Below are 24401 nucleotides of genomic sequence, written 5' to 3' on the forward strand. Positions count from 1 at the left end.
AAGTGTGAACTTCTATCTGTTGTTAATGAATAATGACAGTTGAATGAACCGGGCAGTTAATAAGTGGCGCGGACGCAATGTCTCGCGTGCTTTGAGTAAAAGCCTTAAGTAAACAGTTAATTATTATTTGTGCACTGGCGGATTTATATCTGCGGGATACGCACGCCTATTGAATTTTTATGTGCCCGGCATCAATGGAATGAGGCTTTATTGTGGACGACATAAACGTAGTTGAAGTTTCGACGACTGTTGATAGTGCGAGTGAGCTTGGCCGGAACGTCTGGGTGCGTGCCGGCAGTCGCCTGACACATGTGCAGATCAGCGATGACTGCTTTATCGGCTTCAGGTGCGATTTGCAGCACGCGTCCATCGGCAAATCCAGCATGTTCGCCACCGGCGCCCAGTGCCTGGGGACGGCGCAGTCGCCGGTTCGGATTGCCGAAAACGTCTGGCTGGGCGCCAAGGCCACCGTGGCTGCCGGTGTTTCCATCGGTGCCGGGGCCGTAGTGGCGGCTGGCGCGTTGGTGACAGCGGATGTGCCGCCGGACGCAATCGTCGTCGGCCGCCCGGCGCGGGTCATTGCCCGGCGCACCGTGGTCGAGGACGGCCGGCCGAGCCCGGAACCGGTGCTGGCCAAAGTCCAGGAGCGGGCGCGTCAGGGATTGCCGTCGATGCTCGATCGGTCCACGCAGTCGGTCGCGCGGCTCAAGTCGCTGAACCCCGACACCCTGACCTGGGACATCAGCGACGACGCTTTGATCGATGCCGAACTGCGCGGCGGAGCGTCGGTGGAAATCGCCCGGGACTGCATCCTGATCGGGCGCAGCAACCGTCAGGGCGGCATGTCGCAACTGGGCGGCATCGAATTGGGCACCGGCGTGCGACTGGCGGCCGGTGTGGTTATCGAGGCGGCCGGCGGTGTTTCCGTTGGTGCCTTCAGCGAGTTGTCCGAGGGGGTCACGATCGTGGCCTCCACCCATGATCATTCTTTCCGCTCACTGCCCTGGGAGGAGGCACCGGTGCGCATTGGAAGTCGTTGCGTTATTGGCGAGGGCGCCATCTTGGTAGGTCCACTGAATATTGGTGACGGTGCCGTTATCAAGCAGTACTCGGTGGTTATAAGGGATGTATTGGAAAACACTGTGGTTCATGGCGTTGTTCAACTAATGGAGATTCAAGAATGATTTTATTTGCCCCCAATCCAACCGGTTCCGGTCACAACATGCGCGCGCTGTCCATCGCTCAAGCGATCAAGAAACAGCGTCCCGACATGTCATTGACCGTGGCCCTGGCTTCCTTGCAGCCGACTTTCACGCCGATGTTCGAAAAGTCCGGCGTTGAAGTAGTGGATATTGCCGGTCGTTTGGTCGATTACTCGAAAAAAAGCAACTTGTCGAAAGAACTCGACTGGAATAATTACATTGGCGGTTATATCGCCAATACCTTCCTGTCCGGTGAGCGGATTCTGTCTTACCTGGCGCTGATCGCCGAATACAAGCCGACCGCTCTGGTGTCGGACTACAACATGGCCGCCTGCCTGGCCGCGATTTTCAGCGGCACGCCGCTGGTGTTCGTCACCGAGCGCTACGACTTCACCCTGTGCCAGCTCGAAGACCATGATCTGGCCGACGGCGGTTTCGAGGTCAATGCGCTGGAAATGGCCCGGGCCCGCACCGCGCTGCACAGCCAGTTCAACTGGATGATCAATCAGAGCCAACTGGTGCTGACCGACAAACCTTACGTGGCCTCCCTCGATCAGGGCACACCGGTGGCCGAAGCGCTGGTCAGCGGCAAGGCGCATTTTGTCGGCCCGATGATCCGCGACATCAATGTGCAGACCGGTTTGAACGTGCGCGAGCAACTGAACCTCGGCGACTCGCCGTTCATTGTGGCTTCGATCAGCGGCACCACGATGTTTGCCCAGAACAAGGACGCGCTGCTCGCCGCCTACCTCGACAGCTTCAAGGTCCTGCGCGAGCGCAATCCGGAACTGAAACTGGTGTTGCTGGGCCGTCAGGATATCCAGGCTCAGGACGGCGTCGTCTGCGTGCCGTACTACCCGGACTGGATGGGCCTGCTACGCGAAGCCAGCCTGCTGATTTCGGCGCCGGGCTGGATCACCGTAACGGAAATCGCCGCACTGCAGATTCCGACGCTGTTCGTGCTGCCGTCCAAATCCGAGTACCACGAACTCGAGGCGCTGCGCCGTCTGGAGCTGCTGGGTTTCCCGACGCATCTGGGCCACGACCGCGATGCGATCGTCGAACTGATCCAGGGCGAACTGGAAAAAGACACCGATGCCTCGGCCTACTACGCACCGCATCAGCAAGTGGCCGCGCCGGATGGCGAAGGTGCCGCCCGCGCCGCGACGCGCATCATCGAGTTGTGCCAGGGCAGCGTTGTGTCGCTGACCGAAAGCAAAGCCGCTTAACCTCAAGGAAGAGGGATTCACCATGTCACTGCATCCGCAGTTTCTATTTGATCAAGGCCTCAAGGATATCGACCACGGCGGCTTTTTCGCCGTGACCGATGCCAGTGGCGAGGTTGCGATTTCCAGCGACAAGCAGTTGCAGGATCAGGTCGCGGCGACGCTCTATCAGGCCGAGCACGGCGATGATGTCGAGCTGCGTTTTGCCCATGACGGGCTGATGCGTTTGCATGATGCGTCGAATGGCGGTTTTCACGAGCTGGCCGACCGCTACTGGACGCCGCACGGCTCCGGACGCTGCCGCACGCTGGCGCAGCAACTGGACGCGCTGGCGGCATTGATTGCCTATCAGCGCCGGGTGCCGCAGGACGCAGCGAACAATGCAGCGATCCACGGTCTGCTGGAAAAGGTTGAAGCGCTCTACGCCCGTTCCACAGTCGCCGGTCTGTACAGCAGCGACTGGTCGACGCCGCTGGAACTCGCGACTTCGATCGATCTCGACATCAGCGCCACGGCGTTGCTGGCGCGTATCGACAATCAGTCGTTGGGTCTCGGCCTGGTCGGGCACTTGCAGATTCATGCAGAGAACCTGATCGGTCGGGTGGCTGGTAGCGACAGCCAATCCTGTGTCGATGTGGCGCTGACCCGTTGCGGTGTGCGGGCTCAAGTCAGCCTGGTGCTGGCGCAACTGGCCGATGTGCGCGACGACAATGCGTTGTCGAATCTGGCCCGTTCATTCCTGCTGCAAACTCTGGCGCTGTTCCGCGATCCGGCCTACGGCGGGTATTGGGATCGGGTCGGGATCAACGGCAAAGTGCGCTGCGACTGGCACACCTCGTACAAAAATCACGAGTCGCCATTTCCGATCAAGACTGCCTACGACGTGGCGTTGCTGTTGCAGGCGATTCAGGCCTTGCCATCCGGCGCGAGCGAAGCCGACCGGGCTTCGGTGACATCCGCTTTGCTGGAGTTTCACGACGCCCGCAATGGCGGTCTGTTCATGGGCAAGGGCTATTTCTGGTCGACACCGGATGACCCGACGGTGCCGTTCATTCGGCAGTTCTGGGCGCCGCCGCGTCAGCCGGGGATCTTCAGCATCGGCAACCTGACGTACCTGCCGTTGCACCTGAAGAGCCTGAAAACCCAGCTCGCCGCGGCTCACGCCTTGCAGTCCATCGAACCGACTGCTGCCGTCAATCATCATGACGATGCGGCGTTGGTAAACCGTGAGCTGCAAGTGATCGATGGCAGTGGTGATGTGCAGCGCATTCATCCGAATGGCGTGCCGACCATCAATGTTGATCTGCAGCGTTATCTGGCGTGGCTGGCCAAGGCTCGGGCATCGAATGAAACGCCATATGGGCTGACCGCCGAAACCGCGCCGCTGGGTTTCCGTGCCGACAAGACCTGGCAGGTGTTTTCCGGGCTGCACGTGATTTCGGACTTGCACGCGCTGGGTCTGCAAATCGAAAACAAGGCCAGCCTGATCGACTGCATCAGGGCCTCGCAAAACACCGACGGCGGATTCGCCGAGCAACCGGGGCATCTGAGCGATGTGTTCGCCACCTACTGCGCGGTGTTGTCGCTGCGGGTGTTGGGCGCGTTGCCGAACGATATCGGCGGTTGCGTGCGTTACCTGCAAGCGTGCCAAAACCCCGATGGCGGGTTCGGCGATGTGCCGGGTTTCGGCTCGGACATCTGGCACACCAACCTGGCAGTGCTGTCGCTGCACGCGCTGGAAGCCAAGGCGCCGGACGAGCAGGGCGTGATGGCGTTTGCCCTGCGCTGCCGCTCCGCCGACGGCGGTTTCGCCAACAAGCCCGGATATCCGCCAGACGCGTTTTCGGTGTACCGCGTGGTGTCGACGCTGTTCATTCTCAACCGACGCATCGTCGATGCCGAGCAGACCGTCGCCTGGCTGCAAAAGCTGCAACTGGCCAACGGTTCGTTCCACTACCGGCCAGGCAAAGCGGTCAGTCTGGTGGGCACTTACATGGCCATCGCGGCAATGTTTCTGCTCGACGCGCAGCCGACGTATTTGCAGGAATCGAAAGACTGGATCGCTTCCCATCAGAAGCAGGACGGTGGATTCGGTCCGCTCAATGCGACCTCGGCGACCACCGACGAAAGCTTCGTTTGCATCCAGACGCTGCTGATTCTCGAGCAAGGGCTGTCGCCATACTGGGTCGCGTTGTTGAACTGACCTGCACACAGCATCGAAGGACGTTCAATCATCATTTTGCCAGGGGAGGCGCTGATGAAAATTTTAGTGACAGGGGGCGCGGGCTTCATTGGCTCGGCCGTGGTGCGGTTTCTGATCGAAGAGACCGAATGTGAAGTGATCAACGTCGACAAACTGACCTACGCCGGCAACCTTGAATCGCTGGCCGATGTGTCTGACTCGCCGCGTTACCGGTTCTGTCAGATCGACATCTGTGACAAACCCGCGTTGGACGAACTGTTCGCACGGCTGCAACCGGATGCAGTGATGCACCTGGCCGCCGAGTCCCACGTGGACCGCTCGATCGATGGCCCGCAAGCCTTCATCGAAACCAACATCGTCGGCACCTACACGATGCTCGAAGCCGCGCGCGGTTACTGGAGCCGACTGGACGCGGCGCGACAGGCGGCGTTCCGTTTCCATCATATTTCCACCGATGAAGTGTACGGCGACCTGGAGCCTGAAGATCCAGCGTTCACCGAGCGCACGCCGTACGCGCCAAGTTCGCCGTACTCGGCGACCAAGGCCGGTTCCGATCATCTGGTCCGCGCCTGGCATCGCACCTTCGGCCTGCCGGTGGTGATGAGCAACTGCTCGAACAATTACGGGCCTTATCACTTCCCGGAAAAACTGATTCCCCACGTCATTCTCAATGCACTGCAAGGCAAACCGTTGCCGGTGTACGGCGATGGTGCGCAGATTCGCGACTGGCTGTTCGTCGAAGATCACGCCCGCGCGCTGTATGCGGTGGTCACGCGCGGTGAGGTCGGGCAGACCTACAACATCGGCGGCCACAACGAGAAAACCAACCTGGAAGTGGTGCACACCCTGTGCGATCTGCTTGAGGCGCGCGGTGCGGAAAAACCGGCGGGCGTTGCGCACTTCCGCGACCTGATCACCTTCGTCAAGGATCGTCCGGGCCACGATAAACGTTACGCGGTCGACGCCGGAAAAATCCACGCGACGCTTGGCTGGACGCCGCAGGAAACCTTCGAAAGCGGCATGCAGAAAACCGTCGACTGGTATCTGGATAACCGCCCCTGGTGGGTGCGGATGATGTCCGGTGCCTACGCGTTGGAGCGCCTCGGCGAGCAGCGCGACGAAGCCCTCGTGGCCTGAACACTCAGTCATTCAAATCTCACTGCTTGAAAGGAAAAAGGCATGGCCAAGTACAAAGGAATTCTGCTGGCGGGCGGCGCCGGTTCGCGTCTGCACCCAATCACTCTGGGCGTCTCGAAACAGTCGCTGCCGGTGTATGACAAACCGATGATCTATTACCCGCTGTCGGTGCTGATGCTGGCGGAAATCCGCGAGATCCTGATCATCTCCACGCCGGAAGATCTGCCGGGCTTCCAGCGCATGCTCGGCGACGGCAGCCAGTTGGGCCTGAGCCTGAGCTACGCGGTGCAGCCGAGTCCGGACGGCCTCGCTCAGGCGTTCATCATCGGTCGCGAATTCGTCGGTGAAGACAACGTGTGCCTGGTGCTCGGCGACAACATTTTCTACGGCGCCGGTTTCGGTGAAACCTTGCTGCAGGCCACCGCTCGCGATGAAGGCGCCACAGTCTTCGGCTACTACGTGGCCGATCCCGAGCGCTTTGGCGTGGTGGAATTCGATGCTGACGGCAAGGCCCTGAGCATCTGCGAAAAACCGAGCGATCCGAAGTCGAACTACGCCGTCACCGGCCTGTACTTCTACGACAACGAAGTGCTGCAGATTGCCGCCGACATCAAGCCGTCGCCGCGCGGCGAGCTGGAGATCACCGACGTCAACAACGTCTATCTGCAACGCGGAAAATTGAACGTGTCGGTGATGGGCCGTGGGATGGCGTGGCTGGATACCGGCACCCACGATGCGTTGATGGAAGCCGGCAATTTCGTGCAGGCCATCGAGAAACGCCAGGGTCTGAAAATCGCCTGCCTCGAAGAGATCGCCTACCACAAGGGCTGGATCGACGACGCGCAATTGCTGGTGCACGCGGGCAGCATGAGCAAGACCGGTTACGGTCAGTATCTGGCGCGGCTGATCAACGATGATGTGGTGGTTTCGATGGATGCGCAGCGCCCGCTCAAGGGCGCTGCCTGACCGTTGCGAGATCAATGTGGGAGCGAGCTTGCTCGCGAAAGGGGTCCATCAGTCAATGATGCTGTTGAACGTGACGGCCCCTTCGCGAGCAAGCTCGCTCCCACAGGTTCAGTGGCCGGTCACGCTGTCGAGTTCGGCAGCTTTGACCATGGTGCGTGGATCGGCAGACGGCGTTTGCAAACGGGCCAGGCGATTGGCATGTGTCGGCGCTTCGGCCGCCAGCGGCGAGCGGCGTTTGCGGGTTTCTTCACGCAGCACCGGCAACACTTCCTTGCCGAACATGTCGAGTTGTTCCAGCACGGTCTTCAGCGGAATGCCGCCATGGTCGAACAGGAACAGCTGGCGCTGATAGTCGCCGAAGTACTCGCGGAAGGTCAGGGTCTTGTCGATGATTTCCTGAGGACTGCCGACGGCCAGCGGGGTCATTTCCATGAACTCTTCCAGGGACGGGCCATGGCCGTACACCGGGGCGTTGTCGAAGTAGGGGCGGAACTCACGGCGTGCATCCTGAGAGTTGCGACGCATGAAAATATGCCCGCCGAGACCGACTATCGCCTGCTCCGGCGTGCCGTGACCGTAATGGGCAAACCGCGCGCGGTAGAACTCGACCAGCGCCATGAAATGCTCACGGGGCCAGAGGATGTGGCTGGCGAAAAAACCGTCGCCGTAATACGCGGCCTGCTCGGCGATTTCCGGGGTGCGGATCGAGCCGTGCCAGACGAAGGGCGGCAGGTCATCGAGGGGCTTCGGGATCGAAGTGAAGTTTTTCAGCGGGGTGCGAAAGCGTCCGCTCCAGTTGAGGTCTTCTTCGCGCCAGAGCCGGTGCAGCAGGCGATAGTTTTCCATCGCCAGTGGCAGACCGTCGGCGATGCTCTTGCCGAACCAGGGATAGACCGGCGCAGTGTTGCCCCGGCCGAGCATCAGGTCCATGCGGCCGCCGCAGAGGTTTTGCAGCAGCGAATATTCTTCGGCCAGACGCACCGGATCGTTGGTGCTGATCAGGGTGGTGGACGTCGAGAGAATGATGCGTTGGGTCTTGGCTGCGATGTAGGCCAGCAGCGTGGTGGGAGAGGAGGTGATGAACGGGGGATTGTGGTGCTCGCCGGTGGCGAACACGTCCAGTCCGATGTCTTCGGCCTTCTGCGCAATTTGCAGGGTGGCCTGGATGCGCTCGGATTCGCTGGGGGTACGGGCGTTGGTAGGGTCTTGTGTGACGTCGCCAACGGTGTAGATCCCGAATTGCATAAAGCCTCCTTGCCTTGGGTAAAGGTGTGTTTGAAACCCTTGCCGCGAAGAATGAATCATCGCGGCACTTGAAATGTACGCCTGTACACGTACAATCGCAAACATGGGTCATTGCACAAACGGATTTGAAGACCTCATCGAGAGAGGAGCGCGACATGGAACTGGGATTTATCGGTCTGGGCACGATGGGCGTACCGATGGTGCTGAACCTGCTGAAAGCCGGGCATCGGGTCCGCGTGTGGAATCGTTCGTCGGCACCGCTGGAAGCACTGGCCAAGGCCGGCGCTGAAGCTGTCGAGACACCGGCACTGGCGGCGCAGGCCGAGGTGCTGATTTCGATGCTCGGCGATGACGCGGCGATCCGCTCGGTGTTCTTCGACGCCAAGGCGCTGGAAGGTCTGCGGGCCGGCAGCGTTCACGTCAACATGTCCACGGTGTCCGTGGCGCTGGCCAAAGAACTGGCGGCCGTGCATGAAGCACGCGGCGTCGGTTACGTGTCGGCACCGGTGCTGGGGCGGGTCGATGTGGCGGCTGCCGGCAATCTGAACATTCTTGCCTCCGGGCCCGCCGAAGCACTGGCCCGGGTGCAGCCGCTGTTCGATGTGCTGGGGCGCAAGACCTGGACGTTCGGCGACACGGCCGAGGTGGCCTGCGCCGCCAAACTGTCGGCCAATCTGATGATCGCGTCGGCGATCGAGTCCCTGGCCGAAGCCTCGACCCTGGCCGGCGGTTACGGGATCAGTCGCGAGGCGTTCATCGAAATGATCACTTCGACCCTGTTCGCCGTGCCGGTCTATCAGGGCTACGGCAAGCTGATGGTCGATGAAACATTCGAGCCGGCCGGTTTCAAATTGTCGCTGGGTCTCAAGGACGTACGCCTGGCGCTGGAAGCCGGGGAGGCTGCCCAAGTGCCGCTGCCGTTTGCCAGCGTGTTGAAGGACAACCTGCTGGACGGAATGGCCCATGGTCAGGCCGATCAGGACTGGGCCTCACTGTCGAAAGTTAGTGACCGGCGTGCCGGCGTGAAGTAATCAAAAAGATTCAAGAAACGTAACTTGTTCGCAAGTTACGTTGGCCTCTTGCGCCTTGCGTAATTGTCGGACAGTGATTGCTCTTTTATTGGGAAATGAAAGAAGTCTGATAATAGTGCTTGTCAAATGTACGACTGTAGACGTACATTTTTATCGGGGTTTAACAACAATAAAAAGTTCTGTCTGTTTTTTCGTCTGCTGATCGTAAATAAATAATAGCTAGGAGCCGTTATGAAAAATCTAATGCAATGGAACAGCCTTCCCTCCGAATCCAATGAATGGCTCGAGAAGGTGCGTGCACTCAATCCGCTGATTATTCAGCACCGCGATTACAGCGAGCAGACAAATGCGACGCACAAGGATGTGATGTCCCGATTCTTCAAGGAGGGTTTTGGCCGCACCTCGGTGTCCAAGGCGTTTGGCGGATCCCAGGTCGATATCCAGACCACCTCGGCCCTGCTGCTGGAATTCGCCCGGTTTGACGCCTCGCTGTCCTGGCAGCTGGCGGTGCAAGTGGCGATGGGGCGCCTGTCGGATTACCTGCCGGAAGCCACTTCCGAAGCGATCTACAACCACTGCGACGGTTTCGTGATCGGCGCCATCCACTCAGGTGGCGAAGCGCTGCCGATGGGCGACGAGTACCTGCTGAGCGGCAAATGGGCGTTCGCCAGTGGCTCGGCCCACGCCGACTGGCTGGTCTGCACCGCCACGGTCAAAGGCACCGAAAACAACACCACCCCGGAAGTGCGGATGTTCTTCGTCCCCGCCAGCCAGTGCACCATCCTGCCGACCTGGGACACCCTGGGCATGCGCGGCACCGGCAGCCATCACTTCCAGTGCTCCAATGTGATCGTCCACAAGTCCTTCTCGCTGGACGTCGAAACCCTCAAGCAATCCCCCGAAGCGCGCAGCTCCCGGGCCTATGCCACCGGTTACTACGAATTCGGCACCCTGGCGGCGATGTCCACCGTGCTGGGCGTGGCCCGGGCGGCGGTCGATCATTTCCGCAACGACCGCGCCGTGAACACCGATCCGGGTCTGGAAGGGGTGATCTTCGAGAAGACCGGCCGCGCCATCTCCTCGGTGCACACCGCACAATTGCTGCTGGAAGATGCGATCCACCAGGTCATCAACCGGGGTGAAACCATCGGCGAACCGGTCAGCGCCCGTGTCGGCCTGGCAGCCTCGGTGCTGACCGAGAACTCGGTCAATGCGGTCAACCAGATCTATTCGATGGCCGGTTCCAAAGCCGTTTACAAGTCGCACTTCCTGGAGCGTTGCTTCCGCGATATCCACACTGGTTCGAAGCACTTCACGCTTTCGCCTTTGAACTTGCACGGTATCGGCAAGTACTACCTGGATAAAACCAACGTACTGGCCGCGGCGTAACAGCGGATAAATAAAGCGGGCGCGTTTACAAGTGAAAGTTCACAGGGATCGATAACGCGCCCGCCTTAAGTTGCACCTTTATTTTCTTAAAACTCAAACTTTTGTGCTCGCAGCAAAGAGTCAAGGGAGTGCCACATGCTTGCTCGAAACATTATCAAGTCGCTGATCTTTATTGTTCTTGTGGTGGTGTTGTCCGCTGCACTGGGGTGGCGTTTCTGGTCGCCGCCACCGGCGGCGGCCGAACAACGGATCCCCAGCACCCGGGTCGGTCTGGCCGTGGTCAAGAAACAACCCTACACCTACTACCTCGAAGCCATCGGCAAACTCGAAGCCCAGCGTCAGGTGCTGGTGTCGGCTGAAGTCAGCGGCAAAGTGGTGGACATCGATTTCGAGTCCGGCGATGAAGTGAAGGCGGGGCAAGTGCTGCTCAAGCTCAACGACGCGCCGGAGCAAGGCGAACTGGTACGCCTGAAAGGCGAGTACGAATCGGCCAAGGCGCAGTTTGCCCGGGTTCAGGAACTAGCCAAGACCGGCGCCGAAAGCCGTCGCGCCTTCGACAGTGCCCGCGCTCAATACGACGCAGCCAAAGGCGACATGGAGCGCATGCAGGCGCAGATCGCCCAACGGCATATCCGCGCGCCGTTCGCCGGCACCCTCGGCATTCGCCAGGCGCATCTGGGCCAATACCTGCAAGCCGGCAGCGCGGTGGCGACCCTGACCGATCCGGGTCTGCTGCGCGTCAACTTCACCCTCGCCGAACGCGACGGTTCGCAAGTGCAACTGGGCCAGATCGTGCAAGCCAAGGTCGATGCCTGGGGTGATGTGACCTTCGCCGGCAAGATCGTGGCGGTCGACCCGCAGATCAACCAGTCCCACACCATCAACGTTCAAGCGGTCATCACCGACACGCAAAAACGCCTGCGTCCCGGCATGTACGCACGGGTCTCGGTGACCCTGCCGCAGACCGCCGAGCTGCTGATTCCGGAAACCGCGATCACCTACAACGCCTACGGCGAGAGCGTGTTCTCCGTCTACACCGACGAGGCCGGCGTGCAGAAGGTCAAGCGCGAAAGCATCAAGGTCGGCGAGCGCCGCGATGGCTGGGCGGTGGTCGACAAGGGCCTGACCGAAGGCGTGCAAGTGGTGACGTCCGGCCAGCTCAAGCTCCACGACGGCGTGGCGGTGGAAGGTGTCCCGGACACGATTGCTCTTAAACTCAGTGGGCTGGAAAAATGAATTTCACCGACCTCTTTCTTCGCCGCCCGGTGCTGGCCGTGGTGGTCAGCACGCTGATCCTGCTGTTCGGGGTGCGCGCGCTGATGAACCTGCCGATCCGCCAGTACCCGATGCTGGAAACGTCGACCATCACGGTCACGACCCAGTATCCCGGCGCCTCTTCGGAACTGATGCAAGGCTTCGTCACGCAACCGATCAGCCAGGCCGTGGCCTCGGTTGAAGGCATCGACTATCTGTCGTCGACCTCGACCCAGGGCCGCAGCCAGGTGACGATCCGCATGGCACTGAACAGTGACTCCATCGCGGCGCTGACCGAGGTCATGGCCAAGGTCAACCAGATCAAATATCGCTTGCCGAAGGACGCTTACGACCCGGTGGTGGAGCGTACTTCCGGTGGCTTTACCAGCGTGGCCTACGTCGCGTTCGCCAGTTCCAACCTGACCATTCCGGAGATGTCGGACTACATCTCCCGCGTCGTCGAACCGATGTTCGCCGGCATCGAAGGCGTGGCCAAGATCAACATCATGGGCGAGCAGAAACTGTCCATGCGCCTGTGGCTCGATCCGCAGCGTCTGGCCGGTTACGGCATGACCGGGCAGGACGTGTCGGCGGCCATCGAGGGCAACAACTTCCAGGCGGCTCCCGGTCAGGTCAAAGGCCTGTACGTGGTCAGCAACCTGCGGGTCAACACCGACCTGAACAGCGTCGAAGATTTCCGCGACATGGTGCTGCGCAACGACAACGGCCACATCATCCGTGTGCGAGACGTCGGCACTGTAGAACTGAACGCTGCCTCCACCGACACCAGTGGTGCGATGAGCGATGTGCCGGCGCTGTTCCTCGGTCTGGACGCGGCGCCGACAGGCAACCCGCTGGTGATCGTGAAGCGTGTGCGCGAATTGCTGCCGCAGATCCAGGAAACCCTGCCACCGGGCGTGACCGTACAGATCCCGTTCGAAGTGGCGCACTTCATTCAGTCGTCGATCGACGAGGTGAGCTACACCCTGCTCGAAGCGCTGGTAATCGTGGTGCTGGTGATTTACCTGTGCCTGGGTACGTTCCGCACCGTGCTGATTCCGCTGGTGACGATCCCGCTGTCGATGCTCGGCGCGGCGATTCTGATGCAGATGTTCGGTTTCAGCCTCAACCTGCTGACACTGCTCGCCATGGTGCTCGCCATCGGGCTGGTGGTGGACGACGCCATCGTCGTGGTGGAAAACGTTCACCGTCACATCGAAGAGGGCAAGACGCCGTTCGACGCCGCACTGATCGGCGCCCGTGAAGTGGCCGGGCCGGTGGTAGCGATGACCTTCACCCTGGCAGCTGTGTACGCGCCGATCGGTTTGATGGGTGGCCTCACTGGCACGCTGTTCAAGGAGTTCGCACTGACCCTGGCCGGTGCCGTGGTGATTTCCGGCATCGTCGCACTGACCCTGTCGCCGATCATGAGTACCCGTCTGCTGGACGCGAAAACCAGCGAAGGCTTCATGGCCGTCAAGGCCGACCGTTTCTTCCAGTACCTGTCCCGTCGTTACGGCGCGCTGCTCGGTGGTTCGCTGTCCCGTCGCTGGATCAGCCTGAGCGTGGCGCTGGTGATCTTCTTCAGCCTGCCGTTCCTCTATCGCTCGGCGCAGACCGAACTGGCGCCGCTGGAAGACCAGAACATCCTGCTGACCGCGATCAAGGCGCCGCAGCACGCCAACCTGAATTACCTCGAGGCCTACGCCCACGAGCTGTACAAGACCTTCAACGAAATTCCCGAGGGCTACAGCAACTGGGTGGCGAACGGTTCCGACGGCCTGTCCAACAGCGTCGGCGGGATCAACCTGGTGGACTGGGAAAAACGCGGCCGCGATGCCAACACCATCCAGCCCGACTTGCAGGCGCGGGTGAACCAGATCGAAGGCACGAGCATTTTCGTGTTCCAGATGCCGCCGTTGCCGGGTTCCACCGGTGGTCTGCCGGTGCAGATGGTGATCCGCAGCGATCAGGAATACCTGGCGCTGTACAACGTGATGGATCAGCTCAAGCAGGCGGCGCAAGCCAGCGGTCTGTTCGCGGTGGTCGACAGTGATCTGGACTTCAACAACCCGGTGGTGGAAATCCAGGTCGACCGGGCCAAGGCCAACGCCCTGGGCATCCGCATGCAGGACATCGGCGAGACGCTGAACAGCCTGATCGGCGAGAAGTACGTCAACCGGTTCTCGTTCCACGGCCGCTCCTACGACGTGATTCCGCAGTCGGTGTCGGCGGATCGCCTGACCCCGGAAACCCTGAAGCTGTATTACGTGAAGGACCAGAAGGGCAATCCGGTGCCGCTGTCGACACTGGCCACCCTCAGCGTCAAGGTCGAGCCGAATCGCCTGACCCAGTTCAACCAGCAGAACTCTGCCACGTTCCAGGCCATCCCGGCGCCGGGCGTGACCCTGGGCGATGCCGTGGGCTTCCTGCAAAAACAATCGGAAGGTTTCCCGGCCGGCTTCAGTTTCGACTGGCAGTCCGACGCCCGCCAATACGTGCAGGAAGGCAACAGCCTGGCGTTCACCTTCGGCCTGGCCCTGGTGATCATCTACCTGGTGCTGAGCGTGCAATACGAGAGCTTCCGCGACCCGTTCATCATCCTGATCAGCGTGCCGTTGTCGATCTGCGGGGCCCTGGTGCCGCTGGCGCTGGGCATGACTTCGATGAACATCTACACCCAGATCGGCCTGATCACGCTGATCGGTCTGATCAGTAAGCACGGGATCCTGATGGTCGCGTTCGCCAACGAGTTGCAGCGCCAGCAAGGCATGGACCGCGTGCAAGCGATCCAGCACGCCGCGCAGGTGCGTCTGCGGCCGATCCTGATGACCACCGCTGCCATGGTGGTCGGCCTCGCGCCGCTGTTGTTCGCCAGCGGTGCCGGCGCCAACAGCCGCTTCGGCCTGGGCCTGGTGATTGTGGTGGGGATGCTGATCGGCACCTTGTTCACCCTGTTCATTCTGCCGTCGGTGTACACGCTGCTCAGTTCGATCAAGCAACCGAGCCACGCACCCGAAGCCGAACCGGCCGGTGTGCCGCAACCCATCCTGTGAGGACGTGACATGCATTCGATTACACGTTTGATGCTGGCGCCGCTGGCGGCGTCCATCCTGTTGGCGGCCGGTTGTGTGAACTACGCCGGGATCGATCATCAAGGCAAATTGCTGGCGGTCGGCGATGCGCCGTCCGACAGCCTGAAAGACAAATTGCCGCCGGCTCAATGGCCGCGTTCGGACTGGTGGACGTCGCTGGGTGATCCACGTCTGGGCGCGCTGATCGAAGAGGCGTATGCCAGCAATCCGGATTTGCAGGAAGTCGCTGCCCGGGTGGCCAAGGCCAACGCTTTTCTCGACCTGCGTGACGCCGAGCGTTATCCCGAAATGGACGCGTCGGCGGGTGTCACTCGCGGTCGGCTGTCGCGCTTCGAGGACTACAGCGGCGAGGGACACAAGTACTTCACCGCACGCAATCTGGCGGTGAATTTTAGCTACACCTTCGACCTCTGGGGTGGCCAGCGTGCCGCCTGGGAATCGGCGCTCAACAGCGCACGAGCCGCGGAAGTCGACCTGCAATCGTCGCGGCTGATTCTCGCGGTCAACGTGGTCAAGGCTTACAACCAGTTGGCGTATGCGTGGCGGGTCTCGGAGCTCAATCAACGGGATCTGGAACGCCTGAGCAAACTGGTGGACCTGACGGATTCACGTTACGGCTCGGGCCTCGACAACCTGTCGCAACTCAAGCAGGTGGAGAGCCTCAAGGCGCGTTCGGAATCGACCCTGATCGGCGCCAACGACGACATCGAAATTGCTCGTCTTCAACTGTCGGCGCTGATCGGCAAGGGCGTCGACCGTGCGCACACCCTTGAGCGACCATCGAATCTGCAAGCCAGTGTGGTGGCTTTGCCGGCGCAGTTGCCGGCTCAACTATTGGGCCGTCGTCCGGACATCGTCGCCGCACGTTGGCGCGTGGAGGCCGAGACTAAAAACGTCGAGGCGGTGAAAACAACGTTCTACCCGAACATCAATCTGGTGGCAGCGGCGGGTTCGCATGCGCTGACCGGCGATGCGCTGTTCGCCGGGGTCAGCAAGTTCTGGAACGTGGCGCCGACGGTGTCGCTGCCGATCTTCGATGCGGGACGTCTGCGCTCGGATCTGAAGGCCGGCAATGCCGAACTCGACAGCTCGATCGCGCAGTACAACCGGGTGCTGAATTCGGCCCTGCACGAAGTGGCGATTTCGGTGACTCAACTGCGTTCTTTCGAGCAGCAAATCGTCGTGCAGCGCGATGCCTGTTCGATCGCGCAGTCGTCTTACGATCTGTCGCAGTCGCGCTACAAGGCCGGGGAGGACACGTTCCTCGATGCGCTGAACATCGAGCAACAATTGATTCAGGATGAAATGCGTCTGGCCTTCCTCAACAGCAAGCACATCGACAGCTCGGTTTCGTTGATGGCGGCGCTGGGCGGCGGGTTCCAGGCGCCCGCGCTGGAGACAGCGCAGAGCAGCGATTTGTAGTGTTTTCCGGGACGCCGCCCTCGGGGCGGCTGTCGCGGGGAAAAAGCATCTTGTGTATAGTCTTACTGTTCTCGTATAGACGAATACAAGCCGGATTTTTCCCGCCTATATCATCAAGGGTACCTACCTATGAACGTCCCGAATCATCCCAATCAGGATCAGATCCTTCTGGAAAATGTGCTGAACGCATTGGGAAGCCCGCTACGCCTGACCGTGTTGAAAGTGTTGTCCGATGGCCAGGAACATCCATGCGGCCGGATCCTCAAGGGTGCATCGAAGTCGACCATGACCCACCACTGGCGGGTGCTGCGCGACAGCGGTCTGATTTGGCAGCGCCCTTACGGTCGGGAAAACCTGCTGTCCCTGCGTCGTGAAGACATGGACATGCGTTTTCCGGGATTGCTCGACTCGTTGCTGTCGGCGGTCAAGACCGATGAACAGACCATCAGCGTCATCAGCAAACACGAAGTGACCGAAGAAAACGGAGCCGAGTGACAGACACCGCCGGTGAAGGGTTGGCCTTCCACGGCAACCAACAATTCACCATCACCAGGAAGGTGTGAGCGGGTATGGATACAAGTCATTACTGGTCATCGCGACCGCTGTCGGAATTGACCGGCTCCGAGCATCACTGGCTGTTTTTGCCCGGGGCACTGACCCCACGCCTGAAAGCCATGGGCGATTATTCAATCGAAGTCGTCGAGCAGTCCCATGGCCCGCTCAATCCTGAAGAAGCGCAAGCGCTGAACGTTCCGCCGGCCACCCTCGGCTGGGTGCGCGAAGTGGTGATGAAGCTTGATGGCGAGGCCTGCGTCACCGCGCGCAGCCTGACCAGCGTGCCGGCGCTGAATGGTGACTGGGCGGATCTGAACGGCTATGGCCGTCGACCGCTGGCCGAGATTCTCTACACCTCGGAGCAGACCTTGCGCGAGCCTTTCCAGTGCGCCTTGCTGTCCCCCGGCGCACCGCTGGCGGCGCTGTCCTATCGCTTCGCGCCACAGGCCAAACGTCTGTTGGCCCGGCGTTCGCGTTTCACCCGCAATGGTTCGGCGCTGCTGGTCAGCGAGTGCTTTCTGCCGGCGTTCTGGGCTCGGGTCGAGTACGCTCAGGCGCTCAAGTCGGCCTGACAAAAAAACCTGCGGGAGTGAAATCCCGCAGGTTTTTTTGCCGTTTTTTCAGAGCCGGATAACCGCTTCGATCTGCTTGATGGCCGGCGTCAGCGCTTGCGCCAGTTGCTCGGCTTTCGAGGTCGGGCGCATGGTTCGCGACGAGCGCAGAAACAACGGATCATCGAACCGCTTGCGCAGCCGTGCCAGCGATCCGCTGATGGCGGGTTGTTTGACGTGCAGGCGCTCGGCCGTGCGTGACACGCTGCGTTCGCGGAACAGCACCAGGAAAATGATGATCAGGTTCAGGTCGATATCCGCGAAGTTGTCTTCATTGAATAGCATGGTTACATCCCTGTCATGACCCGCCGGCCGGCTTCAGCCGAGGGCGGCGGGTGTCTGGATCACTGCTCGGGTGCCAGGCGCAGTTCGTCGTTCAGACGGTAGTAACTGCGGTTGAAATAGACCAGGCCTTCCGTGGCCTCGCTGTGTTGCTGCAGTTCGAGGATTTCACAATAGAAGATGCTGTGGGTGCCGACCTCGTCGACCTTGCTGACCCGGCAATCGAGGCTCACCAGCGCCTCTTCGATCACCGGCGAACCGGTCTTGAGGGTCTGGCAATTCACGCTGGAAAAACGCTCCTGCATGCTCAACTGCCGATTGGCAAATGCACCTGATGTCGACTGGTGATCGCCGGTCAGGACGTTCACGCACAGCACGCCATTGGTCTTGAAATGCTCGTGATTGGACGAAGAGCGATTGACGCACACCAGCAGCGTCGGCGGTGAATCCGTCACGCTGCAAACCGCCGATGCGGTAAAGCCGAAACGCCCCGCAGGGCCATCGGTCGTGACGATGGTGACGGCACTCCCCAGCATCGCCATTGCATTACGAAACTCCGTTGAATCAACCATCGCGTCACCTCATTCCATGTAGGTTTAATGGAGCCGATCCGTTCTTCCTTGTCCGTTGTCGTTGTGCGAAAACGGGTATCGGGCAACACGTTCGCTCTGGCGATATAGTACGTATGTATACGTACCTTGCAAGCTATTCCTTGTGCTTATTTTGCGGTCGATACGCTCGACAGGCATTGCTGTTGCGCGTGTTCAAGACTGGCCTCCAGCGCACTCAATTCCTCTTTCTGTCGGCTGAGTTTCAGCAGCTGCACCGCGATCTCCTGTTGCTTGTCGGCAATCGCGCGGCGGGCTTTTTCGTAGGGCGTCAATTCCGGTTGGCCGGCAAAGATCGCCTGCAATTCCCTGAGGCGAAAACCCAGGGCCTGCGCGCATTTGATAAAGCTCAGCAGTTCGACCGTCTGCGGGTCGTAGACCCGGTATTTGCCCTGGCGCGGGGCCTCGGGCAGCAGGCCGATCGACTCGTAATGGCGGATGGTTTTGATCGTGGTTCCCGAACGCTGTGCGGCCTGGCCGATGTACATGTGCAAATCCCTTTTCTCCGTCAGCGGGCATGCGCACCAATAGCGGAAAACTCAATGGCGGGCAATCGATCCGGCCTGCTTCAGCCAGGTTTCGCGCTGATGGTCGCTGGCGCCGAGCACCGGCCCGAAGGTCTGCGTCCGGCGCGGTTCGATCCCGCAGAACGCCAGCGTGGTCTTGCGCACTTCATGCAAGCCGGGCATGCGGTAGATCCAGCGGTAATACCAGGGTGGGGTGTCCATGGTGACCAGCAGGTGGGCGCTGCGACCGTGCAGGAGTTTGTCGGGAAACGCTTTGCCCTCGCGGTATTTGAAAGCGAAACCAGGGAGCAGGACCCGGTCGAAAAAACCTTTGAGCAGCGCCGGAATCCCGCCCCACCAGATCGGGTACACCAGCGTCAGGTGTTCGGCCCAAAGGATGTCGGCCTGGGCCTGGAGCAGATCCGGTTCAAGGGTTTGAACCTGACGGTAACCTTCGCGCAGGATCGGGTCGAAATCGAGTTGGCCGAGGGCGATTTCCCGCACTTCGTGCCCGGCTGTGCGGGCCGATTCAGCGTAGCGTCCGGCCAGTGCCGCGCAGAAACTTACGCTGGATGGATGGCCGAGAATCAGCAGAATCCGCTTGCCCATCATGACTGCCCCTGAGGAAGAAACCCCAAGGGTAAAGTCTGCCCCTCAGGGCAGAGTCAAGGCATCCAGCAACGCACGGGCATAGGCGGGGAGGGCGGCGAAGTCGCGGGCGCACAGCAACAGTTTGCGCCTGGCCCAGCCTTCATTCATCGGTAGGGTCTTGAAGGCTTGCGGCGTGGCGCGCTGAACCGCCGCCAGCGGCACGATACCCAGACCGGCACCTCGGGCCACCATGCGCATCACCCCGTCGAAGCCATCGGCGCGGATACGGATCTGCATCCGCGAGCCGCTGTGCAGGGCCTGTTCCTCCAGGTACACCGCCAGCGCACTGTCGGCGTGCAGACCGATGAAGTCGTGACGCAGGGCGTCGTTGAAGCTGACTTCGGTCGCGTCAGACAGTGGATGTTCCAAAGGCAGAATCAGCACCAGCGGATCATCGCGAAAGGCTCGGGTCTGCAAGTCGGTGGTGTCGATCGCGTCGGACACAATGCCCAGATCCGCCGCGCCCTGACGCAAGGCGTGGGTAATGCGAGCGCTGGGCAGCTCCTGCAGATCGATGTCGAGATTGGGATGCTCCCGCAGAAAATCCGCCAGCACCTCCGGCAGGTATTCGCTGAGTGCCGTCGTGTTACACAGCAGACGCACCTGGCCTTTGACGCCGCGGGCGTATTCGGCCAGATCCTGTTGCAGACGTTCGGCCTGTTGCAGCATCACCCGCGCATGTTGCGCCAGGGCTTTGCCGGCCGGCGTCGGCGTGACACCACGGCGCCCGCGCTCAAGAAACTCGGTGCCCAGTGAAGCTTCCATCGCCCGGATCCGCGCACTGGCCGCCGCCAGCGACAGATGACTGCGCGCAGCGCCGGCGGTGATGTTGCCGCTGTCGAGAATGTGCAGGTACAGGCGCAGGTCGGTGAGGTCAAAGTGCATGGGGCAGCCTCAATATCAGTGGTGTCAGTCCCGACGCCTTCGCGGGCAAGCCCGCTCCCACAGTGTTCGTGTTGTACACAGAATTTGTATTCGACATCGGACCTGTGGGAGCGGGCTTGCCCGCGAAGAGGCCAGCGGCCGCGAAAAATAAACAAGCCTCTTGTATAGGGAGAGGCTGCCTCAGTGTATGACAGATTTTCAGTTCACCCGCGCAGGCGCAAAGTGTGGCCATGAACGCACTCGCAGATTTCTATCAAAACCTCGGTCTGGCCCTGTCATTGCTGGTGATCGCGACTTTCGTCGTCGCCGGCCTGATCAAGGGCGTGATCGGCCTCGGCCTGCCCACCGTCGCCATGGGTTTGCTCGGTCTGGCTATGGCACCGTCGCAGGCTGCGGCGTTGCTGATTATTCCGGCGACCCTCACCAACGTCTGGCAACTGGCGTTCGGCGGGCATTTGCGCGGGCTGGTGAAACGCTTATGGCCGATGCTGCTGGCGATCTTTCTCGGCACGGCCGTCGGCACTTTGTGGATCGGCATGGCGGGCGGGCATTGGGTAGTGCGCGGGCTCGGCGCGGCGCTATTGCTCTATGCGCTGAGCGGATTGTTCCTGCCAACGCTGAGTGTCAGTCGCCGCCATGAACTGTGGCTTGGTCCGCTGTGTGGCGTGATCACCGGCGTCATCACTTCGGCCACGGGGGTGTTCGTGATTCCCGCCGTTCCCTACATGCAGGCACTGGGTTTGAGCCGCGATGAACTGGTGCAGGCGCTGGGCCTGTCTTTCACCGTGTCGACCCTGGCACTGGCCGGCGGATTGCTCTGGCGCGGGTCGCTCGGCGGCGCGGAATTGAGCGCTTCGCTGCTGGCGCTGATCCCCGCTGTCCTCGGCATGTTGCTCGGCCAATGGCTGCGTCAGCGCATCAGCGCCGTGCTGTTCAAGCGGGTGTTTTTCATCGGTCTGGGCGCGCTCGGCGCCCATCTGCTGATCAGCGGCTAGCGGACGATGCGCTGAGCATTTCAATCGGGCGGATATCGAAATCACGCTCCAGGTATTCCATGCGCTGGGCCAGGAATTGCTGCATGTGCGGCAGGTTCGAGTGCACGTCCAGATGCGCCTGGCTTTCCCAGATCTCGTAGAAAATGAACAGGCTCGGGTCTTCCTTGTCGCGCAGCATGTGGTACTCGATGCAGCCGGGTTCGGCGCGGCTCGGTTCGACATAGGCGCGGAAAAACGCTTCGAAAGCCTCGGCTTTTTCCGGGCGGGTCTTGGCGTGCAGGATGAAACCCTGGCGTTCGCTCATCGCAAAAAACTCCATTCAGATTCAGATGGCGGCCAATCCTACGGCAACAATCAGCATTCGATTCGTGCGTTTTACTCAAATGAATTTTGCGCAATCGGTGCTTATTCCGCGCGAGGCGGATCGCTAATCTGCCGCCATTCAATTTTTCCCCTTCTCCATCCAGCGCTCTGCGCTGCGTATCGGAATCCGTTCGAGGCTCTCCCATGAAAAAAGTGCTGTTGCTCAATGGCGGTAAAAAATTCGCCCACTCCGACGGTCGCTACAACACCACCCTGCACGAAGCCGCGCTGAGCGTGCTGGATCGCGGCGGTGTCGACGTCAAGACCACCTTCATCGACGAGGGTTACGACATCGCCGAAGAAGTCGCCAAATTCCTCTGGGCCGACGTGATCATTTATCAGATGCCGGGTTGGTGGATGGGCGCACCGTGGACCGTGAAAAAGTACATCGACGAAGTCTTCACCGAAGGCCACGGCAGCCTCTACGCCAGCGATGGCCGCACCCGTTCCGACTCCTCGCAGAAGTACGGCAGCGGCGGTCTGATCCAGGGCAAGCAGTACATGCTGTCGCTGACCTGGAACGCGCCGCAGCAGGCGTTCGATGATCCGACCGACTTCTTCGAAGCCAAAGGCGTGGACGCCGTGTACTTCCCGTTCCACAAGGCCAACGAGTTTCTCGGCATGACCAGCCTGCCAACGTTCCTCTGTGTGGACGTGATGAAACGCCCGAACATCGAAGCGGATGTGGCGCGTTACGAGCAGCATCTGACCGAGGTGTTTGGCCTCAAGGCCTGACGCTCGGCTACTATCGAAGGCCTGAGCTTGCGCAGCAGGCCTTTCGATTCGAGGACACCCGTGAAAGCCAGATCCGATGAGTTGCAGATTTTTGTCTGCGTGATCGAATGCGGTTCGATCTCCGCCGCCGCCGAGCAGGTCGGGCAGACGCCGTCGGCCGTCAGTCGTACGCTGTCGCGGCTGGAGGCCAAGCTCGACACCACGCTGATCAACCGCACCACACGACGCATGGACCTGACCGAGGAGGGCAAGTATTTCTTCGAGCAGGCCAAGCTGATCCTCGACCAGATGGATCAACTCGAAGAGCGCCTCTCTTCCCGTCAGCAGACGCCATCAGGACGGCTACGCATCAACGCCGCGTCGCCGTTCATGCTCCACGCCATCGTTCCGTACATCGACGAGTTCCGTCGGCTGTACCCGGACATCCAGCTCGAACTCAACAGCAACGACCTGATCATTGACCTGCTGGAACAAAGCACCGACGTCGCCATCCGCATCGGCACCCTCGCCGATTCGACGTTGCATGCCCGCTCGCTGGGTTGCAGTCCGCTGTTGATCGTCGCCAGTCCTGCCTATCTGGAAAAACACGGTGCGCCGATCGAAGTGGCTGACCTGAGCGAGCACACCTTGCTCGGCTTCACCCAGAACGAAGGCCTCAACCAGTGGCCGCTACGTTACGTGCACGGTGACCGCTGGCCGATCACTCCGGCGATCAGCGCCTCCAGCGGCGAGACGGTTCGGCATCTGGCACTGGAAGGCCAGGGCATTGCCTGCCTCTCGCATTTCATGACCATCGACGACATTCGCGCCGGGCGCCTCAAGGTGTTGCTGGCGGAATTCAACAGCGGTTATCGCCAGCCGATCAACGCGGTGTACTACCGCAACTCGCAGCTGGCGCTGCGCATCCAGTGCTTCCTGGATTTCATCCAGAGCAAACTGGCGGCTTACGCCAGCGCCGATTTCAAAGGCTGATTCGTGATCCCTGCGCAACAGTGATTTGGTTGTGGGCGGGTTTTTCCACCGGGCTCAGCGGTCGATACTCGCTCCATCATTTATTCACGCAGGGAGTTTCTCCATGAACGTATTCGTCACCGGCGCCGCCGGTTTTATCGGCGGCTCCATCGCCACCGGCCTGGTCCAGGCCGGCCACACCGTCACCGGTCTGGTACGCAGCGCCGAACAGGCCAATGAGCTGAAAGCACTGGGCATCACCCCGGTGATCGGCACCCTCGACGACAACGCATTGCTGGCCGAACAGGCCCGCGCCGCCGACGCCGTGATCAACGCCGCCAGCAGCGACCATCGCGGCGCGGTCGAAGCCTTGCTCGATGCCCTGCGCGGCTCGAACAAAGTGTTCCTGCACACCAGCGGTTCGAGCATCGTCGGCGATGCTTCGGGCGGCAAATCCAGCGACGTCATCTACTTCGAAGACAACCTGCCGGAGCCGACCGTCGACAAGGCCGCACGCGTGGCCATCGACAACCTGATCCTCGCCGCAGCGAAGGACGGCGTGAACTCGGCCGTCATCTGCAACACGCTGATCTACGGCCACAGCCTGGGCGTCAATCGCGACAGCGTGCAACTGCCGCGCCTGCTGAAACAGGCGCGCAAAAGCGGCGTGGTGCGTCACGTCGGCACCGGCCAGAACATCTGGTCCAACGTGCACATCGAAGACGTGGTGGCGCTGTACCTGCTGGCCCTGACCAAAAACGTACCGGGCACCTTCTACTTCGTCGAAAGCGGCGAAGCGTCGTTCATCGACATGACCACCGCCATGGCCCAGGCCCTGAACCTCGGCGAGCCACAAGACTGGCCACTGAAAGACGCCGAAGCCGAGTGGGGCTACGAAATGGCCAATTACGGCCTCGGCTCCAACAGCCGCGTACGCGGCAAACACGCCCGCGAACTGCTGGGCTGGACGCCGAAGCGCACGTCGGTGGTTGAATGGATTCGTAACGAAATGGTGTGAGGGTTGATTAAACCCGAGAGGGCTTTGCGACTAACCTGTGAACGGCTGCCTTTGGGCAGCCGTTTGTGTTT

23 protein-coding genes are annotated in these 24401 nt (G+C 60.8%); 16 read left to right on the forward strand and 7 right to left on the reverse strand.

From position 1 onward, the window contains the following. Window positions 1-284: 284 nt before the first annotated feature. Genes N8H71_RS14985 through rfbA form a run of 5 tightly spaced genes read left to right on the forward strand, consistent with a single transcriptional unit; the run spans window position 285 to window position 6734 of the window. Window positions 285-1184, forward strand: a complete 900-nt coding sequence (locus tag N8H71_RS14985; RefSeq protein ID WP_262194585.1) for an acyltransferase — start codon at window positions 285-287, stop codon at window positions 1182-1184. Further along, window positions 1181-2431 (forward strand): hypothetical protein, encoded by a 1251-nt coding sequence (locus N8H71_RS14990; RefSeq protein WP_262194586.1) that lies wholly within the window; start codon window positions 1181-1183, stop codon window positions 2429-2431. The genes N8H71_RS14985 and N8H71_RS14990 overlap by 4 nt, the downstream gene beginning before the upstream one ends. 22 nt (window positions 2432-2453) lie before the next feature. Further along, window positions 2454-4631, forward strand: coding sequence for a prenyltransferase/squalene oxidase repeat-containing protein (locus tag N8H71_RS14995; RefSeq protein ID WP_262194587.1), 2178 nt, complete (start codon window positions 2454-2456; stop codon window positions 4629-4631). Window positions 4632-4685: 54 nt separating this feature from the next. Further along, window positions 4686-5768 carry a dTDP-glucose 4,6-dehydratase gene (gene rfbB / locus N8H71_RS15000; RefSeq protein WP_262194588.1) on the forward strand — a complete coding sequence of 361 codons (1083 nt, stop codon included), beginning with the start codon at window positions 4686-4688 and terminating at the stop codon, window positions 5766-5768. Between the two features lie 42 nt (window positions 5769-5810). After that, complete coding sequence (rfbA, locus tag N8H71_RS15005; protein ID WP_262194589.1) at window positions 5811-6734, forward strand: glucose-1-phosphate thymidylyltransferase RfbA; 924 nt, start codon at window positions 5811-5813, stop codon at window positions 6732-6734. Window positions 6735-6842: 108 nt separating this feature from the next. Here rfbA and N8H71_RS15010 read toward each other — a convergent pair whose 3' ends face one another. Next, window positions 6843-7979, reverse strand: coding sequence for an LLM class flavin-dependent oxidoreductase (locus N8H71_RS15010; RefSeq protein ID WP_262194590.1), 1137 nt, complete (start codon window positions 7977-7979; stop codon window positions 6843-6845). A gap of 26 nt (window positions 7980-8005) precedes the next feature. On the opposite strand from N8H71_RS15010, the gene N8H71_RS15015 reads away from it, so the two are divergent. The 7 genes from N8H71_RS15015 to N8H71_RS15045 all read left to right on the forward strand — a co-directional run bounded on the left by N8H71_RS15015 (window position 8006) and on the right by N8H71_RS15045 (window position 17297). Beyond that, entirely contained in the window at window positions 8006-9010 is a 1005-nt protein-coding gene (locus N8H71_RS15015; protein ID WP_262194591.1) for an NAD(P)-dependent oxidoreductase, read from the forward strand. Between the two features lie 231 nt (window positions 9011-9241). Next, a complete protein-coding gene (locus tag N8H71_RS15020) occupies window positions 9242-10399 on the forward strand; it encodes an oxidoreductase (protein WP_262194593.1) in 1158 nt (385 codons plus the stop codon). A 135-nt stretch (window positions 10400-10534) separates the two neighbouring features. Then, on the forward strand, window positions 10535-11635 hold the full coding sequence (locus tag N8H71_RS15025) for an efflux RND transporter periplasmic adaptor subunit (protein WP_262194594.1): 1101 nt from the start codon (window positions 10535-10537) through the stop codon (window positions 11633-11635). Then, on the forward strand, window positions 11632-14709 hold the full coding sequence (locus N8H71_RS15030) for a MexW/MexI family multidrug efflux RND transporter permease subunit (protein WP_262194596.1): 3078 nt from the start codon (window positions 11632-11634) through the stop codon (window positions 14707-14709). Before N8H71_RS15025 ends, N8H71_RS15030 begins: the two co-directional genes overlap by 4 nt. A gap of 9 nt (window positions 14710-14718) precedes the next feature. Then, window positions 14719-16170: an efflux transporter outer membrane subunit gene (locus tag N8H71_RS15035; protein ID WP_262194597.1), complete on the forward strand. Its 1452-nt coding sequence runs from the start codon at window positions 14719-14721 to the stop codon at window positions 16168-16170. A gap of 129 nt (window positions 16171-16299) precedes the next feature. Further along, the gene (locus tag N8H71_RS15040) at window positions 16300-16665 is read left to right on the forward strand and encodes an ArsR/SmtB family transcription factor (protein ID WP_262194598.1); all 366 of its coding nucleotides are present in this window, start codon (window positions 16300-16302) and stop codon (window positions 16663-16665) included. Between the two features lie 74 nt (window positions 16666-16739). Then, window positions 16740-17297, forward strand: a complete 558-nt coding sequence (locus N8H71_RS15045) for a chorismate--pyruvate lyase family protein (RefSeq protein WP_179692734.1) — start codon at window positions 16740-16742, stop codon at window positions 17295-17297. A gap of 48 nt (window positions 17298-17345) precedes the next feature. Here N8H71_RS15045 and N8H71_RS15050 read toward each other — a convergent pair whose 3' ends face one another. The 5 genes from N8H71_RS15050 to N8H71_RS15070 form a co-directional block, all read right to left on the reverse strand. Beyond that, window positions 17346-17621, reverse strand: a complete 276-nt coding sequence (locus tag N8H71_RS15050; RefSeq protein ID WP_007953837.1) for a helix-turn-helix domain-containing protein — start codon at window positions 17619-17621, stop codon at window positions 17346-17348. Between the two features lie 59 nt (window positions 17622-17680). Next, window positions 17681-18190 carry a flavin reductase gene (locus tag N8H71_RS15055; protein ID WP_007953834.1) on the reverse strand — a complete coding sequence of 170 codons (510 nt, stop codon included), beginning with the start codon at window positions 18188-18190 and terminating at the stop codon, window positions 17681-17683. Between the two features lie 146 nt (window positions 18191-18336). Further along, window positions 18337-18714 (reverse strand): MerR family transcriptional regulator, encoded by a 378-nt coding sequence (locus tag N8H71_RS15060; protein WP_262194599.1) that lies wholly within the window; start codon window positions 18712-18714, stop codon window positions 18337-18339. A gap of 51 nt (window positions 18715-18765) precedes the next feature. Continuing rightward, the gene (locus N8H71_RS15065) at window positions 18766-19341 is read right to left on the reverse strand and encodes an NAD(P)H-dependent oxidoreductase (RefSeq protein ID WP_262194600.1); all 576 of its coding nucleotides are present in this window, start codon (window positions 19339-19341) and stop codon (window positions 18766-18768) included. Window positions 19342-19386: 45 nt separating this feature from the next. After that, window positions 19387-20268: a LysR family transcriptional regulator gene (locus tag N8H71_RS15070; RefSeq protein ID WP_262194601.1), complete on the reverse strand. Its 882-nt coding sequence runs from the start codon at window positions 20266-20268 to the stop codon at window positions 19387-19389. A 230-nt stretch (window positions 20269-20498) separates the two neighbouring features. On the opposite strand from N8H71_RS15070, the gene N8H71_RS15075 reads away from it, so the two are divergent. Then, window positions 20499-21263, forward strand: coding sequence for a sulfite exporter TauE/SafE family protein (locus tag N8H71_RS15075; protein WP_262194602.1), 765 nt, complete (start codon window positions 20499-20501; stop codon window positions 21261-21263). Here the strand turns inward: N8H71_RS15075 and N8H71_RS15080 are convergent. Beyond that, window positions 21253-21567 (reverse strand): putative quinol monooxygenase, encoded by a 315-nt coding sequence (locus N8H71_RS15080; protein ID WP_102687323.1) that lies wholly within the window; start codon window positions 21565-21567, stop codon window positions 21253-21255. The genes N8H71_RS15075 and N8H71_RS15080 overlap by 11 nt on opposite strands. Before the next feature lie 203 nt (window positions 21568-21770). On the opposite strand from N8H71_RS15080, the gene N8H71_RS15085 reads away from it, so the two are divergent. From N8H71_RS15085 to N8H71_RS15095, 3 genes are all read left to right on the forward strand, one after another. Next, window positions 21771-22361: an NAD(P)H-dependent oxidoreductase gene (locus N8H71_RS15085; protein WP_262194603.1), complete on the forward strand. Its 591-nt coding sequence runs from the start codon at window positions 21771-21773 to the stop codon at window positions 22359-22361. A 60-nt stretch (window positions 22362-22421) separates the two neighbouring features. After that, the gene (locus N8H71_RS15090) at window positions 22422-23333 is read left to right on the forward strand and encodes a LysR family transcriptional regulator (RefSeq protein WP_262194604.1); all 912 of its coding nucleotides are present in this window, start codon (window positions 22422-22424) and stop codon (window positions 23331-23333) included. A gap of 103 nt (window positions 23334-23436) precedes the next feature. Beyond that, complete coding sequence (locus N8H71_RS15095) at window positions 23437-24330, forward strand: NAD-dependent epimerase/dehydratase family protein (protein WP_262194605.1); 894 nt, start codon at window positions 23437-23439, stop codon at window positions 24328-24330. Window positions 24331-24401: the final 71 nt, after the last annotated feature.

It is taken from the genome of Pseudomonas koreensis (assembly GCF_025447595.1).
Classification (GTDB): domain Bacteria; phylum Pseudomonadota; class Gammaproteobacteria; order Pseudomonadales; family Pseudomonadaceae; genus Aquipseudomonas; species Aquipseudomonas koreensis_H.